This window comes from Arthrobacter sp. 35W, assembly GCF_000482545.1.
In the GTDB taxonomy this organism is placed as follows: Bacteria; Actinomycetota; Actinomycetes; order Actinomycetales; family Micrococcaceae; genus Specibacter.
Genome location: NZ_KI519455.1, coordinates 166,745 through 185,382, shown reverse-complemented (window position 1 = coordinate 185,382; position 18,638 = coordinate 166,745). Strand labels below are relative to the sequence as shown.

Below are 18,638 nucleotides of genomic sequence, written 5' to 3'. Positions count from 1 at the left end.
TTTCGTTTTAGGATGTATCAAACGCACAGGCATGCTCCGTAATCACGGTGCGCGCCGTTGGTTGCAACCACCACCCGGTCCCACCGCCGAGGAGCACTCGTGACCCAGCCTGAAATCCATGACCCCTTCGCTTTTGTGGGTCTGACCTACGACGACGTTCTGCTGCTGCCCGGGCACACGGACGTCATCCCCTCCGAGGCTGACACCAGCTCGCGCATTTCCAAGCGCATCACGGTGCAGACCCCGCTGCTGTCCGCAGCGATGGACACCGTCACCGAGTCCCGCATGGCCATCGCCATGGCACGCCAGGGCGGTCTGGGCGTGGTGCACCGCAACCTTTCCATTGACGACCAGGCCGAGCAGGTGGACCTGGTCAAGCGCAGCGAATCCGGCATGATCACCAAGCCGCTGACCGTCCACCCCGAGGCCACGCTGGCCGAGCTGGACGAGCTCTGCTCCCGCTACCGCGTCTCCGGCCTGCCCGTGGTGGACGCCGACGGCCGTCTGGTGGGCATCGTGACCAACCGCGACACCGTGTTCATCCCGGAGTCCGAGTACGCCGGCCGCCGCGTCAGCGAAGTCATGACCGCCATGCCGCTGGTCACCGGCAAGGTGGGCATCAGCCGCGAGGACGCCTCGGCGCTGCTGGCCAAGAACAAGATTGAGAAGCTGCCCCTGGTGGACGACGGCGGCTACCTCCGCGGCCTGATCACCGTCAAGGACTTCGCCAAGGCCGAGCAGTACCCGCTGGCCACCAAAGATGACCAGGGCCGCCTGCGCGTCGGTGCGGCCATCGGCTTCTTCGGAGACGGCTGGGAGCGCGCCATGCGCTTGGTCGACGCCGGCGTCGACGCCTTGTTCGTTGACACTGCCAATGGCCACAGCCAGGGCGTGCTGGACATGATCCGCCGCCTCAAGAGCGATCCCGTACTCAAGCACGTGGACGTCATCGGCGGCCAGGCCGCCACCCGTGAAGGCGCCCAGGCCCTGATCGACGCCGGTGCCGACGGCATCAAGGTGGGCGTGGGCCCGGGCTCCATCTGCACCACCCGCGTGGTGGCAGGTGTGGGCGTTCCGCAGATCACCGCCATCTACGAGTCTGCCAAGGCCGCCATCCCGGCCGGTGTGCCGCTGATCGCCGACGGCGGTCTGCAGTACTCGGGCGACATCGGCAAGGCGCTGGTTGCCGGCGCCGACACTGTGATGCTGGGTTCGCTGCTGGCCGGCACGGAGGAGGCTCCGGGTGAGCTGATCTTCGTCAATGGCAAGCAGTTCAAGACCTACCGCGGCATGGGCTCGCTCGGTGCCATGCAGTCCCGCGGCAAGAACACCTCCTACTCCAAGGACCGCTACTTCCAGGCGGATGTCTCCGGCGATGACAAGCTCATCCCCGAGGGCATTGAGGGCCGCGTGGCCTACCGCGGACCGCTGTCCTCCGTGGCCTACCAGCTGGTGGGCGGCCTGCGCCAGACGATGTTCTACGTTGGCGCGCCGACCATTCCGGCACTGAAGGAGCGCGGCAAGTTTGTCCGCATCACCGCTGCAGGTCTGAAGGAATCGCACCCGCACGACATCCAGATGACCGTCGAAGCACCGAACTACGGTTCCAAGTAACGCGCCAAGCGCAGCCCATGCGACTGCTGGTTTGATCCAGTGTGAGCGCCCCGCGGCCTATGGCCGCGGGGCGCTGTCGTTCAACGCCGCCGTCGTGGCCCTTGCCAGCAGCTCCGCCAGGCGGCGGCTGCCGGCGTCCGCACGGGCGCTGGTCCGACGTGCGAGGAAAAGGCTCCGGGACACCGGCTGCGCCAGAGGGCGCAGCGCCACGTCGTCGGGCACGGCGGCCAGTGCCAGGGACGGTATGAGGGCAACGCCGACCCCCGCGGAGACCAAGGCCAGCTGGGTGGAAAAGTCCGTCGCCTCGGCTGCGGCGAGCGGAGCGAATCCTGCCATGCCGCAGGCCCGTTCCACCATTTCGCAGCAGGCCCAGCGGCGGTTGGGGATGATCCACGCGGCGGTGGCCAGCAGCCGCAGGTCCACAGGTTCCGGCGTGAGCGCCCCGGTGCCCCGGTCCTCGGGCAGCCTCGAGAACACATCGTGGTCCGCGCGGGCCGCCAACACCACGGGTTCGGTCCCCAGCAGCTCCATGTACAGTCCCGGGCGGACGTCGGGCGCCGCATTGGAGTACGAGTGCGTCAACGCTGCATCCACTTCCCCTGCGGCCAGGGCCGGAAGCGCATCCTGGGGTTCCATTTCCACCAGCTCCAGTGAGGGGTATGTTCCGGTGCCGGAGAGGATTTCCCGCCACGCGCGGGCCACCACCGTCCGGGCCGCCGAGGGGAATGCGGCAAGACGGTACGTGCCCGAGGAGCCCTCCCGCAGGGCGGCCACCTCCATCTCCGCCACCGAGAGTTGGTCCATGATGTCGCGGCCGTGGTCGGCCAGCAGGCGCCCGGCCGGGGTCAGGACGACATTGCGGCCCTGGCGTTCCGTCAGCGGAAGCCCGGTTTCCCGCTCCAGTGCGGCGATTTGCATCGAGATGCCCGGCGCGGTGAGGTGCAGGGCGGCGGCGACGGCCGAGAGGGTGCCGAGCCGGTCCAGCTCGGTGAGCATGCGCAGTTTTCGAAGATCCAACACATCAGCAATTTTTACTTAATACCAAGCGAAAAGTAAGTGGTAATGAAGCTTTACGGCTTCTACGCTGGATCCATGAGCAATCCCCGCGTTCTCCTGGCTGGCCTCGCCGTCGTCGTCCTGTGGGCCAGTGCCTTTCCTGCCATCCAGGTGGCCGCCCCGGCCATGGGCGTCGTCGGACTCTCCGTGGTGCGGCTGGCCGTGGCCGCCGGGGCGCTGCTGGTGTTGGCTCCGTTCCTCGGCGTCCGCCGCCCTGCCGTCCGCGATCTGCCGCTGATTGCCGCCTGCGGATTCTTCGGCATGGCCGCCTACCAGATCCTGCTGAACTGGGGCGAGCTCTACGTCCCCGCCGGGACGGCCAGCATTGTGGTGGCGGCCGCACCGCTGGTCAGCGTGGCCATCGCCGCCGGCGCCTTGGGCGAGCGTCTGACGGGGTGGAAGGTGGCGGGCAGCCTGGTCGCCTTGGCTGGGGTGGTGCTGGTGTGCCTGGCCCGCTCCGGGCTGCAGATCAGCGGGCCGGTGTGGATTGTGGTGGGCGCGATGCTGGTGCAGGGCATCTACCACCCGCTGACCAAGCCGCTGCTGAAGAGGTACACCGGACTGGAAGTGGCGACCTACGCGATGGTGGCGGGGCTGGTGGTGGTGCTGCCCACCCTGGCCGTGCTGCCGGAGAGCATGGCCCAGTTGTCCGCCGCCGGACCCGGAGCCTGGGCCGGCGCGGTCTACCTGGGCCTGCTGCCCTCGGCCCTGGGATTTGTGCTCTGGGGATATGCGGTGGCTCGGCTGCCCATGGCGGTCTCGACGTCGCTGCTGTACCTGGTGTCTCCGGTGGCCGTGCTGGTGGCGTTCCTCTGGCTGGGGGAGCTGCCGCATCCGGCGGAGCTGCTGGGCGGGCTGGTGGTGGTGGCCGGCGTCGTGCTGGTGAGCGGACGCTTTGGCCGCCGCCCGGTAGCATCAAGCCATGGACGCCCCCAGCTACGATCCCACTCCTGAACTGATCCACCGGGACTCGGGTCTGTGGACCCGGGTGCTGGCCGCCTCGGGAGCCGTCAATCCGCTGTCCGGCGCCCCCTTCACCGAGGCCATGCTCGCCGGCCTGGGCGGCGGCATCGGCTTCATGGTCTTCACCTTCGCCTACAAGGAAGTGACCACCGCCTCCGTCGTCACCCGCTTCCACCCGGGCCCGTTCGTGGCGAACATGCTGGACCGCTCCGGGGCCGGTGTGGAGGTCCAACAGACCACCAGTGCCAGGCTGGCGCGGGGGCGGCTGGACTCCGTCCTGGACGCCGGGCGGCCCACCGTCGTCCGGGTGGTGCCGGCGGCACTGCCCTGGCGCAAGAGGACCCTGCTGACCGAGTCCGGGTCCACCGATGTGGTGGTCGTGTCCCGGGACGGGGAGGGCTATCTGGTGGACGACGGCGGCGGGAGGTTGGAGCGGATTGGAGCGGGGGAGCTGGCCGCCGCCCGCGCCCAGAGCAAGGCGGACAAGCACTGGCAGGCCCATGTTGGTGCGCCACCCGGTGCGCCGCTCACGCCCGGCGTCGTGGCCGAGGCTGTGCGGGAAACGGCCCGGGCGCTGCTGAGCGGCGAAGCCCCGGCCGGGATCCCCGCCGGATATGGCAAGAACTTCGGCATCCGCGGCATGGAAACCTGGCGTTCGCGGCTGCTGGGCACGAGGACCAAGGGCGGCTGGCCCGTCCTTTTCGCGGACCCGCAGCGGCGCCGCGCCGGGCTGGACATGCTCGTCGCGCTGCTCACCGGCCCCGAATTCAGCGGGCCCGGGGCGCTGCGGCCGCTCTATGCCGCGTTCCTGCGCGAGGCCGCAGACCCGGCCTGGGTGCAGGCGGCGGAGCTCTACGACGGACTCGGCAGCCGGTGGGACGGCTTCGCGGCGGCGGTTGGCCGCCAGCAGGATGCGGACTTCACCGCGATGGCGGAATTGCTCGACGGCATCATCGAGGAGGAACGCCGGGCCGCCACGGCACTGCTGGGCTGATGGCGCCGGGCCAACGGCACTGGGCCAGCGGAGCTGCTGGGCCAATGGCACTGCTCGGCCGGCGGCCGCAGCCCGGCTTACGGCCCCGTCCGGCCCCGTCCCGGCGCTTCAGAGCGGCCCGCCTTGGCGCGGGCCGGCGTCGTGCTCCTGACATGCTTGGGAGAGCCGGCGGCCGCTGGGATAGGCTAGGGCAGTGACTTACGAGATTGAGATTGGCCGCGCCAAGCGCGGACGCCGCGCGTACACCCTTGACGATATTGCCATCGTTCCCTCGCGCCGCACGCGCGACCACAACGACGTATCCGTCAAGTGGCAGATCGACGCCTACCAATTCGAGACACCCGTCATCGGCGCCCCGATGGACTCCGTCATGTCCCCGGCCACAGCGATTGCGCTGGGCCGGCTGGGCGGTTTGGGCGTCCTCGACCTGGAGGGTCTGTGGACCCGCTACGAAGACCCCCAGCCGGTGCTGGATGAGATCGCCGCGCTGAAGGGCTCCGCCGAGGACCCCGCCGCCACGCGCCGGATGCAGGAGCTCTACGAGGCCCCCATCCAGGCCGAGCTCATCACCTCCCGCCTGGCCGAGATCCGAGCCTCCGGCGTCACTGTCGCAGGGTCCCTGACGCCGCAGCGTACGCAGGAGTTCTACAAGACTGTTGTGGCCGCCGGAGTGGACATCTTCGTCATCCGCGGCACCACCGTGTCGGCCGAGCACGTCTCCAAGACCACCGAGCCGCTGAACCTCAAGCAGTTCATCTATGAGCTCGATGTGCCCGTGATCGTGGGCGGGGCGGCCGGCTACACCCCGGCACTGCACCTCATGCGCACCGGCGCTGCCGGCGTGCTGGTGGGCTTTGGCGGCGGCGCCTCCACCACCACCCGCCGCGCCCTGGGCATCCGGGCACCCATGGCCAGCGCCATCTCCGATGTGGCAGCGGCCCGCCGCGACTACATGGATGAGTCCGGCGGACGCTATGTGCACGTGATCGCCGACGGCGGCCTGGGCTCCAGCGGCGACATCATCAAGGCCATCGCCATGGGCGCCGACGCCGTCATGCTGGGAGCCACCCTCTCCCGTGCGGACGAGGCACCCGGCCAGGGCTGGCACTGGGGCGCCGAGGCGCACCACCCGGAGCTGCCCCGCGGCGACAGGGTCCAGATGGGCACCGTCGGTCCGCTGGAGGAGGTCCTCTTTGGACCGGCCCACCAGGCCGATGGCAGTGCGAACCTTATCGGCGCGCTGCGCCGGGCGATGGCCACCACCGGCTACTCGGATTTGAAGGAATTCCAGCGCGTGGAGGTTGTGGTCTCCAAGTAGGCGACACACAACGCGCAAGGGGCGCCGCGGCAGCAGCCGCGGCGCCCCTCCCGTTTGCGGGGAGGACGACGTAAGGTGATTGCACCATCACGTTGTACTTCCCAGGAGGTCCGCTATGTTGCCCACGTCCCGTCCGTCATCCGCTCTGGGACCGGAGGTCCGGGCCGCATCGCTGGCGGCCCTCAAGGCGACCTCCGAGCCGGGGGCCGAGCTCGACGTCTTGATTGTCGGTGGCGGGGTGGTCGGCGCCGGTGCCGCTCTGGACGCCGTCACACGCGGCCTGAGCGTCGGCATTGTGGAGGCCAATGACTGGGCGTCGGGGACGTCCTCGCGTTCCTCCAAACTGATCCACGGCGGCCTGCGCTATCTGGAAATGCTCGATTTTGCCCTCGTGACGGAGGCGCTGCAGGAACGCGGACTGCTGATCCAGCGCATCGCCCCGCATCTGGTCCGCCCGGTGCCATTCCTGTATCCGCTGAGCAAGCGCTTTGTCGAGCGCCCCTATGTGGGCGCCGGCATTCTGCTCTACGACACCCTGGGCATGACCAGCGGCAACAGCCGCGGCGTTCCCATGCACAAGCACCTGAGCCGCCGGGGCACCCTGCGGGCAGCCCCCAGTCTCAAGGACGACGCCATGATCGGCTCGATCCGCTACTACGACGCCCAGGTGGACGACGCGCGGCTGGTGGCCAACATCGTCCGCACGGCTGCCGGCTACGGCGCCCACGCCGTCAACCAGGTCAAGGTGGTGGACTTCCTGCGGGCCGGCGAGCGGGTGGTCGGTGCCAAGGTCCACAACCAGGAGGACGGTACGGAGTTTGAGATCCGGGCCCGGCAGGTGGTCAACGCCACCGGCGTCTGGACGGATGAAACACAGGCCATGGTCACCGATCGCGGCCAGCTGAAGGTGCGCGCCTCCAAGGGCATCCACCTGGTGGTGCCGCGGGACAGGTTCCAATCCACGGTGGGGCTGATCCTGCGCACGGAAAAGTCGGTGCTCTTCGTGATTCCCTGGGGCCGGCACTGGATCATCGGCACCACCGACACGGATTGGAAGCTGGACAAGGCCCACCCCGCGGCCTCCAGCCAGGACATCGACTACGTGCTGGAGCATGTGAACAAGGTGCTCAAGCGCCCGCTCACGCGCGAGGACGTCGAGGGCGTCTACGCCGGCCTGCGCCCGCTGCTGGCGGGGGAGAACGATTCCACCGCCAAACTCTCCCGCGAGCATGTGGTGGCGCACCCCGTCCCGGGCCTGGTGGTGGTGGCCGGCGGCAAGTTCACCACCTACCGCGTGATGGCCAAGGACGCGATCGACGAGGCCACCCGGACGCTCGACGAGCGGGTGCCCGCCAGCTGCACGGAGACCATCCCGCTGCTGGGCGCCGAAGGGTTCAAGGCCGCGTGGAACCGGCGGAACCGGACGGCCGAGGAGACGGGCATCCATGTGGCACGGGTGGAGCACCTGCTCAACCGCTTCGGTTCCCTGGCCGACGAGGTGCTGGCGCTGATCACCGAGGACCCCGAACTGGGGACCCCGCTGCCCGGCGCCGACGACTACCTCCAGGCGGAGGTGGTCTACGCGACGTCGCACGAGGGGGCCCTGCACGTCCAGGACGTGCTGACGCGCCGCACGCGGATCAGCATCGAGTCCTGGGACCGCGGCACCTCGGCCGCCCCCGTTGTCGCTAGACTGATGGGGAGAATTCTGGGCTGGAGCGCAGAGCAGCAGGAAAACGAGGTTGTGCACTACCTGGCCCGGGTGGAGGCCGAGAGGTTGAGCCAGCAGCAGCCCGACGACGAGTCGGCCGACGCCGCCCGTCTGGGGGCGCCGGACATCGTCCCGCTGCGCTGACCTGCGGCCCAGGCCCGGCCCCGCGCCGGCACACGACACCGCCCGAAAGGCTGCCATGACACTGGATCCGCTTCAGCGCTACAACACCGAGCTGACTACACCGGACCTGGTGGTTTTGGAGATGGAAGCCGCGTCCAAGGAGGACGCTTCGGCACAGCTGGCCAAGAGGCTGTTCGACGCCGGCCGGGTCACGGACCTCGAGGGCTTCCTGCGCCATGTCAACGCCCGCGAGCACCAGCTGGCCACCGGTCTCCCGGGCGGCATCGGCCTGCCGCACGCGCGCAGCGACTACGTCCGGGAGACCTCCATCGCCGTCGGCATCACCAAGTTTGGCCACAGCCTGGATTTCGGTGCCGTGGACGGTCCGGCCACGGTGGTGCTCCTGATCGCCACCCCGGCCAGCTCCTTCTCCGAGCACCTCGAGGTGCTGGCCACGCTGGCGCGCTCGCTGTCCAAGGAGAACTTCCGCGAATCCCTGCGCCGCGCCCACGACGCAGAGGTCATCGCCGAGCTCATCAATTCCACGCTGGTCTTCTTCGACCATTAGCCCCCGGAGCGGGGGCTGGTGCCCGGCGCTGGGGCCTGTGATGCAGCAGTCACAGGCCGCCGGGGCCGGGCATTGTGAGTTCTACACGCGGAAGAAGTACCTTTAAAGGGTGTTGAAAACCGCCCTGAAGCCGCGCTGGATCGCCGCGCTCGTCCTTGCGTTGGCCATTTCCGCGGTGTTTGTCCTGCTGAGCCAGTGGCAGTTTTCCCGTTCCCTGGAGCAGGATGCCGCCCCGCCGGCAGTCACCGAGACGCACAAACCGCTGGTGGAAACGCTGCAGCCCGGTGCTCCCATGATGGCCTCCGTGGCGGACCAGCTGGTCACAGCAACGGGGCATTTCGACCCCACCAAACAGGTTGTCGTCCAGTCCAGGCTGCAGGACAAGGTGCTGGGCTATTGGGTGGTGACGGCGTTCGTCGTCGACGGCGCCCCGGTTCTGGCCGGCGCGGGGGCAACCGAAGAAACCATCATCCCCGTCGCCCGCGGCTGGATCGCCGATCCGGCCCAGGCCGGCGCCCCGCCGTCGGGCCCGCTCACCGTGAGTGGACGCCTGATTCCGGCCGAAGCCCCGATTGCCAAGCCCAACATCCCCGCCGGCCAGGTCGCAGCCCTGTCCACCGCGGAGCTGGTCAACGTCTGGCAGGCCAGCAGCTACCCGGCCTTCATCGTGTCCTCCGAGGAACTCTCCAACGGCACCGACGTTGGCGCCCACGCCACGGCGGGGGACCTGAAGGGCATCACCGTCACGGCCCAGCCCGACAGCACCAAGGTGAACTGGCTGAACATCTTCTACTCCATCGAGTGGGTGGTCTTCGCCGGCTTCGCCGTCTTCCTGTGGTGGCGCCTGGTGGCCGATGAACACCGGCGCAAGCAGGAGGACGAACTCGACGCCGCCGAAGCAGCCAGCGCCGAAGAAGCCAGCGCCGAAGCAGCCAGCGCCGAAGCAGCCGGCGGCGGCGACGGTGGCAACGGCGGCAACCCAGACGGCGGCAACCCAGACACAGCAGCCAGCCCCACCACCGAGGAAAGCACAGAGGCACACTAAGTGACCACCACGCCCAAGGCCACCAAGCGCCGCTTTGGCGGCACCCCCGCCCAGATCCAATCCGCACTGAAGTTCTACAAGGTGCTCGCCTACGCCACCGGCGCCATGCTGCTCCTGCTGACCATCGAGCTCATCGTCCGCTATGGCTTCAACTCCGTGCTGATTTCAGGCGGCACCGACACTCTCACCGGAGCGGCGCACTCCTTCGGCCTCGTGCAGCTGCAGGACGGCGCCTCGCTGGTGATCGGCGGGCTGAACATCTCCACCACCGTGCTGATCGTCCATGGCTGGATGTACGTCATCTACCTGATCGCCGATTTCCGCCTGTGGTCGCTCATGCGCTGGCCGTTCAGCAAGTTCATCCTCATCGCCCTCGGTGGCGTGGTGCCGCTGCTGTCCTTCTTCCTGGAGGGCCGCATCCACCGCCAGGCGCTGGCCGAACTGGCCGCCCACCCGCAGGCAACCAAGCGCTACTAGACGCTTTGAACGTGAGAGAGGCCACCGCACAGCAAGTGCGGTGGCCTCTTGGGTTAAGATTGGAGGGTGACTACCCCCGCTACGGCCCAGACTTCGCAGAAGCCCGTCCTGGTTGTGGACTACGGAGCCCAGTACGCCCAGTTGATTGCGCGCCGTGTGCGCGAGGCCAATGTGTACTCGGAAATCGTGCCGCATACCCTTACAACAGAGCAGCTGCTGGCTAAGAACCCCGCTGCCATCATCCTTTCCGGTGGACCGTCAAGCGTCTACGCCGAGGGTGCCCCGTCCGTAGGTGCCGACCTCTTCGAAGCCGGCGTGCCGGTCTTTGGCATCTGCTACGGCTTCCAGGCCATGGCCGCTGCCTTGGGCGGAACCGTGGCGGAGACGGGTCTGCGCGAATACGGCGCAACCGATGTCTCGATGGTGGGGGAGGACCGTTCCATTCTGGCCGGCACCCCGGACCACCAGATCGCCTGGATGAGCCACGGCGACTCCGTCCAGCAGGCTCCGGCCGGCTTCGACGTGCTCGCCAGCACCGAGGGCGCCCCCGTGGCGGCCTTCGCCAACGAGGAGAAGTGCCTCTACGGCGTCCAGTGGCACCCGGAGGTGAAGCACTCCTCCGCCGGCCAGGCCGTGCTGGAGAACTTCCTCTTCAAGGGCGCCAAACTGGAGCCCAACTGGACCACCGGCAACATCCTTGAGGAGCAGGTTGCCCGCATCAAGGAGCAGATCGGCGACGCCAAGGTCATCTGCGGCCTCTCCGGCGGCGTCGACTCCGCCGTCGCCGCGGCCCTGGTGCAGCGCGCCGTGGGCGACCAGCTCACCTGCGTGTTCGTCAACCACGGGCTGCTGCGCGAGGGCGAGGCCGAGCAGGTCGAGCGCGACTTCGTGGCCGCCACCGGCGCCAAGCTGTACGTTGCCAACGAGCAGGAGCGCTTCCTGAGCGCCTTGGCCGGCGTCTCCGACCCGGAGACCAAGCGCAAGATCATCGGCCGCGAATTCATCCGTGCCTTCGAAGAGGCAGAGCGCGCCATCATGGCCGCCGCTGCCGCGGAGGGCGAGGAGATCAAGTACCTCGTCCAGGGCACGCTGTACCCGGACGTCGTCGAGTCCGGCGGCGGCGAGGGTGCTGCCAACATCAAGAGCCACCACAATGTGGGCGGCCTCCCCGAGGACCTGCGCTTCGAGCTCGTTGAGCCGCTGCGTGCGCTGTTCAAGGACGAGGTCCGTGCCGTGGGTGCACAGCTGGGCCTGCCCGCCGAGATCGTGGGACGCCAGCCGTTCCCCGGACCCGGCCTGGGCATCCGCATCGTCGGTGAGATCACCGGCGAGCGTCTGGACCTGCTGCGCAAGGCCGATGCCATTGCCCGCGCCGAGCTCACCGCAGCCGGCCTGGACAACGAGGTGTGGCAGATGCCCGTCGTGCTGCTGGCGGATGTCCGCAGCGTCGGCGTGCAGGGCGACGGCCGCACCTACGGGCACCCGATCGTGCTGCGCCCGGTCTCCAGCGAGGATGCCATGACGGCCGATTGGTCCCGTCTGCCGTACGATCTGCTGGCCCGCATTTCCAACCGCATCACCAACGAAGTGGATGGCGTCAACCGGGTTGTCCTGGACGTCACGTCCAAGCCCCCGGGAACCATCGAGTGGGAGTAGCCCGCTAGGCACGCTGGGGAGTCTGCATTCCTTGTTGAAGGGAGCGTCGAATTTGGACGTATTTGCAGCTCCCCAGTGTGCCGTTTCGGCATTATCCACCCCACCGGGATAGCTTTGAAAGCATGCCCGTATGGTCACGATCGTTCCGCTCCAGCAGCGTAGAGAAGAAGGCTCCAGTGCCCCAGGAAGTCAGCCTCAAGGAGGGCTCGGCCGAGCTCCGTTCGTGGCTTGCCGGGCTCGATGCCTACACCGGGTCCGACACCCTGCTGGCCTTCACCCCCACGGTGAAGGGAACGATCGACCTCACGCACGCGCACCCCTCCGGCCTGGCCCAGCTGCTGGCCGGCCGCCGCACGCGCCTGTCCACGCTGATCCGCGACGACGGACAGTACAGTGCCGCCCTGCGCGCAGCGGGCGTTCTGCGCACCAAAATCTTTGAACTGAGCACCGACCGCGGGCTCGACGTCGGCTACCTCGCCGCCGGTGTCACCAGCTGGCCCGCCGCCCCTATGCACGGCCAGGGCGCCGTCTCGGCCCCCGTGCTGCTCACCGCCGTCGCGCTCACCGCCCGGCCCGGCCAGGACGACTTTGAACTTCAGCTCACCGAGCAGGCCCGCATCAACCCGGCCCTGGTGCGCCATCTGGAGGCCACCCACGGCATCACCATCGACGGCCCGGCCCTGGCCCGGCTGGCCTACAGCACCGCCCGGTTCGACCCGGCGCCGGTGCTGGAGCGCCTGCGCTCCCAGCTCGCCGCCGTCCCCTCTGCCATCGTCGAACACCAGTTGCTGGTGTCCACCTTCGCGGACCTTGCCGAGAACCTGAACGACCCGGCCCTGCAGGAGGGCAGCGACCTGATCGAAGCCCTGCGCCTGAGCATGGACGGCGACGTCCTGCCGGTGGAGCTGGAGATCGACGCCGAGCGCTTCAAGCCGCTGGACGAGCGCACCCCCGAGGAGGAGCTGCTGGTGGTCGACGCCGACCCGCAGCAGCAGTATGTGCTTGACCTGATCCGCGCCGGGGATTCCGTGCTGGTCTCCACACCGCCGGGGACCGGCCAGACGCAGACGGCCCTGAACGCCGTCGCGCAGCTCGTCCATGACGGCAAGTCCGTGCTGGTGGTGGGCGAACGCCGGGCCACGCTGAATGAATTTGCCCAGCGTTTCTCCGACCTCGGGTTGGATTCGCTGCTGCTGCAGCTGAGCGCCCAGACCGGCCCCCAGCAGATCAAGTCCCAGCTGGTGCGCTCGATCATGCGCAATGAGAAGGCCGTCGAGCCGCAGCTGGCGAACCTGCACCGCACCCTGGCCGACCACCGCCACCAGTTGGTGGACCACGTGGCGAGCCTGCACAATGTCCGCGAACGGTGGGGCTGCTCGCCGTACCAGGCCATGCAGTCCCTCGCCGAGCTGACGTCCATCCACCCGGCCCCGGCCACCACCGTGCGGCTCAAGCGCAGTGTGCTTGACAGCATCGGCGACCGCGACGAACTGGCAGCCCGCCTCCGCCGCGCCGCGGAGCTGGGCAGTTTCAGCCACGCAGCCACCACCAGCCCCTGGCACGGTGCCCGGCTGCTGACCCGCAAGGAAACCGAGGAGGCACTGGCCCTGGCCAAGGACCTGCTCGCCGGGCTCCCGGACTTCATCGAGAAGATGGACGCCGTGGCCGACTACGCGGAGATCCGCCGTGGCAGCACCTTTGCCGAATGGGGCAGCCAGCTGGCCCTGCTGGTGGCCGTGCGCGAGAGCCTGGACAAGTTCACCCCCGACATCTTCGACCGCCCCGTCACGGATCTGATCTCCGCGACGGCAAGCTCGTCCTGGCGGCGGGAAAAGAACCTGGAAATGCCGGCCATGCAGCGTTCGCGCCTGCGCCGGGTGGCCAAGGAATATGTGCGCCCCGGCGTCCACATCGCAGACCTGCATGCCTCCCTGGCCCTGGTCCAGGAGCAGCGCGGCCACTGGGCCGAATTTGCCACCACCCAGCGCCACCCCGCCGTGCCCTCCGGACTGGCGGAGCTGAACCAGAGCTACAGGTCCCTTGGCACCCAGCTGGCTGCGCTGGGCACGGCCCTGGCCCGCACGCCCGACGGCGGCAGGCTGGACGAAAGCATCCACCCTGAGCTGCTGGCACGCCTGGCCGCGCTGGTGGACGACGCCGCCACGCTGGAAACGCTGCCCGAGCGCACCCTGCTGCTGCAGAGCATGCGTGAGCATGGCCTGGGCGAGCTGCTTGATGATCTCTCCGCCCGCGAAGTCGGTCCGACCGAGACACGCACCGAGCTGGAGCTGGCCTGGTGGCAGTCGGCGCTGGAAGCCATGATCAGCGGCGACGACTACCTGGCGATGTCCGACGGCGAGAGCCTGCGCCGGCTGGAGGCGGAGTTCCGCCTCGCCGACCAGGCCCACGTCTCCAGCGGCGCCGCCCGGATCCGCTGGAAGCTGGCCCAGGAATGGAACGCCGTGGTCTCCGGCCGCAACCGCCAGGGCGAACACCTGCGGGCGCTGCTCAAGGACGGCCGCGTCACGCTCGAGTCCCTGGCCCTGCAGGCCCCCGATCTGCTCGCCAACCTCGTCCCGGTCTTCACGGCCAGTCCGCTGGTGCTGCCCTCTGTGATCCCCGCCAACCACCGTTTCGACACCGTGGTGCTGCTGGATGCCGAGTCGATCTCGCTCCAGGCGGCACTGCCAGCACTTGCCCGCGCAGCCCAAGTGGTGGCGTTCGGTGATGAGCAGACCGCCTGCCCGCGCAGCTTCACCGTCTCCACCACGCCGGCCACCCGCTCCGGGGGCGCCCAGCCGCTGGAGAGCGTGTTCGGCGCCCTGTCCCGGGTGCTGCCGCGCCACCGCCTCACGGTGTCCTACCGTGCCGTGGACGAGGATCTGGTCCTGCAGCTCAGCGGCGGGTTCTACGACAACCAGCTCGGACGCCTGCCCGATGGCCGCGTGGTCACGGGTCTGGAACGCTCCCTGGTGGTGGACTACCTTCCGGACGGCACCGGCCTGCCCGGCACCGGAACCGACGGCGTGGAATCGGTGGTGGCCGAGGTCAACCGCGCCGTGGATCTGGTGTTCGAACACGCCCGCATGCGTCCGCGCTCCTCGCTGGTGGTCATCACCGCCAGCGAACGCCACGCCGTCCGGGTTGCGCAGGCCATCCGGCTCCAGATGCCCAACCACCCGTTGCTGGCCAGCTTCTTTGACTCCGGGCCGGAATCCTTCCGCGTGGTCACCATCGACCGTTCCGCGGGCATGGTGCGCGACCACGTGATCTTCTCCCTCGGCTACGGCCGCACCCCGCACGGGCGGGCGCTGCACAGCTTTGGCCCCCTGTCCGAGCCGGACGGCCGGGGTAAGTTTGCCCTGGCCATGACGCGCGCCCGCAGGCATCTACACGTGCTGACCTGCTTCCGCCCGGAGGATCTGGACCAGTCCCGGCTCAGCTACGGTGCCGTGGACTTCTATGAACTGCTGGACCGCGAGCTGGCCGGAAATTCGCTGCTGGGCACCACCGCATCACGGGCCGCAGCCAGCGAAGCGGCACTGGGGGAGGACCCCCTGGTCGCCGACCTTGCCGAGCGCCTGCGTGCCCGCGGCGCCCGCGTCTGGCACCACTACGACGGCGCGCTGGACATCGTTGCTGCACCGGACCCGGTGGCCAATCTGGGCCGTGCCGACCACGAAATCCCCGCGCCGGTGGCCGTGGAATCCGATGGCTCCGCCAGGTACCGGGCCATGAGTGTGCGTGAACGCAGCAGGCTGCGTCCGCAGATGCTGGAGCAGCTGGGCTGGCGCTACATGCCGTTGTGGACCATCGAGGTCTTCACGGACCCGTCCACCTGCGCGGACCAGATCGGCGGCTACCTGGGGCTGTCTCCGGCGCTGGCCGACAACGAGGCCCCGTCATTGCTGGGCACACCGTTGGACACCTCGACCACGCCAGTGGTCGATTTCCCCGAGGATGTCGACTATGGGACAGCCCAGGACGCAGTAGAAACACAAGAAGCAGTAGAAGAGGAAGTACCAGCCGTGGGCACCACGCCACAAACCCCTGCCAACGATTCCGAGCCTGTTCTGCCCAAGGTCGCCGCCGAGGATGATCCCGCACAGTGGGGTGATTCCGGCGACGCCGGGCACGACGAGTGGCTGCGCGAGCAGAAGCCGCCGCACTGGGGCTGAGCCGCCCCGCCGGGCTGATCCGCTCCGCGAGGGCTGAGCCGTCCCCACTGGGGCCGAGCCGCCCCGCTGAGCCGCCCCGCCGGGCGGCGGCCGGCTAGGGCGGAGCGCCCACCAGCACGAGGAAGATCTTTCCCCGCGCCGATGCACCTGCCAACCTCAGGGCGTCCTCGGGGCCCGCGGCCACCACAATCAGTCCGTCGGCTTCGCCGGCGGGCATGAGCCCCACGCCCTGTGCCGGGGCATCGGCCGTCCACAGGACTGGAACGGCCCGGGCCAGCAGCTCATTGGCGGGGGTGTCTGCTGCCCCGGTGGTGCTGCTCAGCACCACATCCACCAACTGCCCCTCGGACAGGAGCCCCACGGTGGCGGGGTCCGCCAACCGGATGGGCACGGCCTGGCTTCCCGGCGGCGCTCCCACCAGCAGGCCGGCGCCGAGCAGCGAGGCATCCGTCAGGAACTGGCCCCGGCGCAGTGGGCCCGCCAGCTGGCGGCCCACCAGTGATTCAACCGTGGTGTATGCGGCAGACGGTACGGCATCGGGTGGGAGCTGGGCATAGCCCAGATCGCTGCCGGCCAATGTGGTGCCGGCACCCAGATCACGCTCTGCCACCACCACCGCGGACAGGGCCAGCGGGGCAGGCGTCAGTTGGGCAACGGCCAGCGCAGCCGCGGCACAGAACAACAGGGCAGCCAGCAGCCGCCGCCGGCGAAGGACCAGCCTGCGCAGGGACCGCAGGGGCCCGGGAGCCGCGCGGGCGGCCGCTGATGATGGGCGTTGTTGATCGGGCCACAGTGGCCGTGCGGTGCGTCCCAGGGACTTCATGCACCGAGGCTAGTGCTCCATGGCAGCATCGAAGAGGTCCTAACCGTTCAACCTGCGCCAGGGCAGGGCGGAACCAGGCTGTGGAGGAGCGGAGGGCCGGCGGGCCTGGGCGGGCGCGGCGGCTGCGTGCTGGGGCTTAGCTGGCGGCGGCGCTGGCCGCGGGCACGCTGGCGGGCGCGGCCGGAGCCGAGGGGGCAGCCGCCGTCGAGGGTGCCGCCGCAACGGCGCCGCTGCGGGAATCAGTGCGGTAGAAGCCGGAACCCTTGAAGACCACACCTACGGAGTTGAACTTCTTGCGCAGGGAGCCCTCGCAGGTGGGGCAGACCGTCAGGGAGTTGTCGCTGAACTGCTGGACGATGTCGAAGGCATGGCCGCAGTCTTTGCAGGCGTAGGCATAGGTTGGCACTGGTTCTCCTTCTGTAGCAGACGTCAGGGCGGTGTCTGCAACAGGCGATCGTTAGCAGTCCAAGGCCCTGAGTGCCAATTCTATCATTCCCCTCGGGAGTGTTCTCTGGCAGCGATCAGCCAGCCCTGAGGCGTCAACGCACCGTCCACGGGCTGGTCGAGGACGTCGTGGACCAAAATTCCGGCCGGAAGCACCTCATGGGGGTAGACGACGGCGGCCGTGGCCGGCCGGTGGCCATGGTGCGCGGCCCGGGCCAGGAAGCGGTCGTAGTAGCCGCCACCCTGCCCCAAACGGTTCCCCGCCCGGTCCGTGGCCAGCGCCGGCACGGCGATGCCGAGGACGGGCCCCAGCTCGGTGAAGGCGAGCCGGTGGCCCACCGGCTCATTGACAGGGGCCAGCGCGCTGCGGGCCATGGCAACGCCGGGGCGCCAATGGACCCAGGACAGGGCGAAGGCGGGCTCGCACACCGGAACCAGAACGCGGTAGCCCTCGGTGTGGAGGCGGTGCAGCAGTGCGGACGTGGGTGGTTCGGTGCCGCCGGAGATGAAGGCGCAGACGGTGGGCTGCCTGCCACCGATGACGGGAAGCGACGCCGCCCAGGCGAGCCCGCGCGCTGCCAGCCTGTCACCGGCGGCGGCGCGTTCGGCGTCGCCCATCTCCGAGCGCAGCTGGCGCAGGTGGCGCCGCAGTTCAACCTTGGTCGACATCGGGTGCTCCTTGGCCTCGGTGGTGCTGTGAGTAGTGCTACGTAGACCGGATCCCATTGTGGATACCGTTTTCAAGTAGCCTAGGACAATGACTTCTGCACCCCGTGTACGCAAAGCCGTGATTCCTGCTGCCGGTTTGGGCACCCGATTCCTTCCCGCCACCAAGGCGATGCCGAAGGAGATGCTCCCGGTGGTGGACAAGCCTGCCATCCAGTACGTCGTCCAGGAGGCCGTCAGTGCCGGCCTGGAGGACGTCCTCATGATCACCGGCCGCAACAAGCGCGCCCTCGAAGACCACTTCGACCGCGTTCCGGTGACCGAGCAGCTGCTGGAAGACAAGGGAGACAACGATCGTCTTGCCGCCGTCCAGCACGCCACGGACCTCGGCGAGATCCACTATGTCCGCCAAGGCGATCCCAAGGGCCTCGGCCACGCTGTACTGCGCGCGAAGACCCATGTGGGCAACGAGCCCTTCGCCGTGCTGCTCGGTGACGACCTCATCGACGAGCGCGATGAACTGCTGACCATCATGATCGATGTCCAGGCCAAGACCGGCGGCTCCGTCGTGGCCCTCATCGAGGTTGAGCCGTCCAAGATCTCCTCCTACGGCTGCGCCGACGTCACCGCCATCGACGGCGAGGGCTACGTCCGCGTCAACCAGCTGGTGGAAAAGCCCTCCGTCGAGGAGGCCCCGTCCAACCTGGCCGTCATCGGCCGCTACGTGCTCCACCCCTCCGTCTTCGAGGTGCTGGAGAACACGCCTCCGGGCCGCGGCAACGAGATCCAGCTGACCGACGCACTGCAGACGCTCGCCACCCGCGAGGGCGAAGGCGGCGGCGTGTACGGTGTGGTGTTCCATGGCCGCCGCTACGACACCGGTGACAAGCTCAGCTACCTCAAGGCCGTGGTGACCCTGGCCTGCGAAAACGAGGAGCTTGGCTCGGATCTGCGCACCTGGCTGGGCGAGTTCACCGCACAGCTTCCCAAGTAGCCGGTGTC

Annotated in this window: 15 protein-coding genes; 11 read left to right on the top strand and 4 right to left on the bottom strand. The window is 68.9% G+C overall.

Features of this window, described 5'->3' with window-relative positions; all coding sequences use genetic code 11:
* Window positions 1–99: 99 nt before the first annotated feature.
* On the top strand, window positions 100–1,614 hold the full coding sequence (gene guaB / locus K254_RS0112970) for an IMP dehydrogenase (RefSeq protein ID WP_026555724.1): 1,515 nt from the start codon (window positions 100–102) through the stop codon (window positions 1,612–1,614).
* Window positions 1,615–1,671: 57 nt separating this feature from the next.
* On the opposite strand, the gene K254_RS0112965 is transcribed toward guaB, so the two are convergent.
* Window positions 1,672–2,634, bottom strand: coding sequence for a LysR family transcriptional regulator (locus K254_RS0112965; RefSeq protein WP_026555723.1), 963 nt, complete (start codon window positions 2,632–2,634; stop codon window positions 1,672–1,674).
* Window positions 2,635–2,706: 72 nt separating this feature from the next.
* Here K254_RS0112965 and K254_RS0112960 point away from each other — a divergent pair, with 72 nt between their 5' ends.
* From K254_RS0112960 to K254_RS0112920, 9 genes are all read left to right on the top strand, one after another.
* Window positions 2,707–3,624 carry a DMT family transporter gene (locus K254_RS0112960; RefSeq protein WP_026555722.1) on the top strand — a complete coding sequence of 306 codons (918 nt, stop codon included), beginning with the start codon at window positions 2,707–2,709 and terminating at the stop codon, window positions 3,622–3,624.
* A complete protein-coding gene (locus K254_RS0112955) occupies window positions 3,593–4,627 on the top strand; it encodes a BtrH N-terminal domain-containing protein (RefSeq protein ID WP_026555721.1) in 1,035 nt (344 codons plus the stop codon). Before K254_RS0112960 ends, K254_RS0112955 begins: the two co-directional genes overlap by 32 nt.
* 193 nt (window positions 4,628–4,820) lie before the next feature.
* Entirely contained in the window at window positions 4,821–5,945 is a 1,125-nt protein-coding gene (locus K254_RS0112950; protein ID WP_026555720.1) for a GuaB3 family IMP dehydrogenase-related protein, read from the top strand.
* A gap of 115 nt (window positions 5,946–6,060) precedes the next feature.
* Window positions 6,061–7,800 (top strand): glycerol-3-phosphate dehydrogenase/oxidase, encoded by a 1,740-nt coding sequence (locus K254_RS0112945; protein ID WP_026555719.1) that lies wholly within the window; start codon window positions 6,061–6,063, stop codon window positions 7,798–7,800.
* 55 nt (window positions 7,801–7,855) lie between these two features.
* A complete protein-coding gene (locus tag K254_RS0112940; protein WP_026555718.1) occupies window positions 7,856–8,347 on the top strand; it encodes a PTS sugar transporter subunit IIA in 492 nt (163 codons plus the stop codon).
* A 109-nt stretch (window positions 8,348–8,456) separates the two neighbouring features.
* The gene (locus tag K254_RS23180) at window positions 8,457–9,392 is read left to right on the top strand and encodes an SURF1 family protein (protein WP_081710132.1); all 936 of its coding nucleotides are present in this window, start codon (window positions 8,457–8,459) and stop codon (window positions 9,390–9,392) included.
* The gene (locus K254_RS0112930) at window positions 9,393–9,869 is read left to right on the top strand and encodes a DUF3817 domain-containing protein (protein ID WP_026555717.1); all 477 of its coding nucleotides are present in this window, start codon (window positions 9,393–9,395) and stop codon (window positions 9,867–9,869) included.
* A 66-nt stretch (window positions 9,870–9,935) separates the two neighbouring features.
* Window positions 9,936–11,525 carry a glutamine-hydrolyzing GMP synthase gene (gene guaA / locus K254_RS0112925; RefSeq protein ID WP_026555716.1) on the top strand — a complete coding sequence of 530 codons (1,590 nt, stop codon included), beginning with the start codon at window positions 9,936–9,938 and terminating at the stop codon, window positions 11,523–11,525.
* Between the two features lie 122 nt (window positions 11,526–11,647).
* Window positions 11,648–15,703 (top strand): DUF4011 domain-containing protein, encoded by a 4,056-nt coding sequence (locus K254_RS0112920; protein WP_026555715.1) that lies wholly within the window; start codon window positions 11,648–11,650, stop codon window positions 15,701–15,703.
* 94 nt (window positions 15,704–15,797) lie between these two features.
* On the opposite strand, the gene cpaB is transcribed toward K254_RS0112920, so the two are convergent.
* The 3 genes from cpaB to K254_RS0112905 form a co-directional block, all read right to left on the bottom strand.
* The gene (gene cpaB / locus K254_RS0112915) at window positions 15,798–16,526 is read right to left on the bottom strand and encodes a Flp pilus assembly protein CpaB (protein ID WP_081710131.1); all 729 of its coding nucleotides are present in this window, start codon (window positions 16,524–16,526) and stop codon (window positions 15,798–15,800) included.
* Window positions 16,527–16,662: 136 nt separating this feature from the next.
* Window positions 16,663–16,932, bottom strand: a complete 270-nt coding sequence (locus K254_RS0112910) for an FmdB family zinc ribbon protein (RefSeq protein WP_026555713.1) — start codon at window positions 16,930–16,932, stop codon at window positions 16,663–16,665.
* Window positions 16,933–17,015: 83 nt separating this feature from the next.
* On the bottom strand, window positions 17,016–17,639 hold the full coding sequence (locus tag K254_RS0112905; protein WP_026555712.1) for a 5-formyltetrahydrofolate cyclo-ligase: 624 nt from the start codon (window positions 17,637–17,639) through the stop codon (window positions 17,016–17,018).
* An 88-nt stretch (window positions 17,640–17,727) separates the two neighbouring features.
* Here K254_RS0112905 and galU point away from each other — a divergent pair, with 88 nt between their 5' ends.
* Window positions 17,728–18,630: a UTP--glucose-1-phosphate uridylyltransferase GalU gene (galU, locus tag K254_RS0112900; protein ID WP_026555711.1), complete on the top strand. Its 903-nt coding sequence runs from the start codon at window positions 17,728–17,730 to the stop codon at window positions 18,628–18,630.
* The last annotated feature ends 8 nt before the right edge of the window (window positions 18,631–18,638 follow it).

What these genes read in the sequence shown, in the direction of transcription:
- K254_RS0112960 (WP_026555722.1), top strand. Translation starts at nt 2,707, where the DNA reads ATGAGCAATCCCCGCGTTCTCCTGGCTGGCCTCGCCGTCGTCGTCCTG.
- K254_RS0112955 (WP_026555721.1), top strand. Translation starts at nt 3,593, where the DNA reads ATGGACGCCCCCAGCTACGATCCCACTCCTGAACTGATCCACCGGGAC.
- K254_RS0112945 (WP_026555719.1), top strand. Translation starts at nt 6,061, where the DNA reads ATGTTGCCCACGTCCCGTCCGTCATCCGCTCTGGGACCGGAGGTCCGG.
- K254_RS0112940 (WP_026555718.1), top strand. Translation starts at nt 7,856, where the DNA reads ATGACACTGGATCCGCTTCAGCGCTACAACACCGAGCTGACTACACCG.
- K254_RS0112920 (WP_026555715.1), top strand. Translation starts at nt 11,648, where the DNA reads ATGCCCGTATGGTCACGATCGTTCCGCTCCAGCAGCGTAGAGAAGAAG.
- cpaB (WP_081710131.1), bottom strand. Translation starts at nt 16,526, where the DNA reads ATGAAGTCCCTGGGACGCACCGCACGGCCACTGTGGCCCGATCAACAA.
- K254_RS0112905 (WP_026555712.1), bottom strand. Translation starts at nt 17,639, where the DNA reads ATGTCGACCAAGGTTGAACTGCGGCGCCACCTGCGCCAGCTGCGCTCG.
- galU (WP_026555711.1), top strand. Translation starts at nt 17,728, where the DNA reads ATGACTTCTGCACCCCGTGTACGCAAAGCCGTGATTCCTGCTGCCGGT.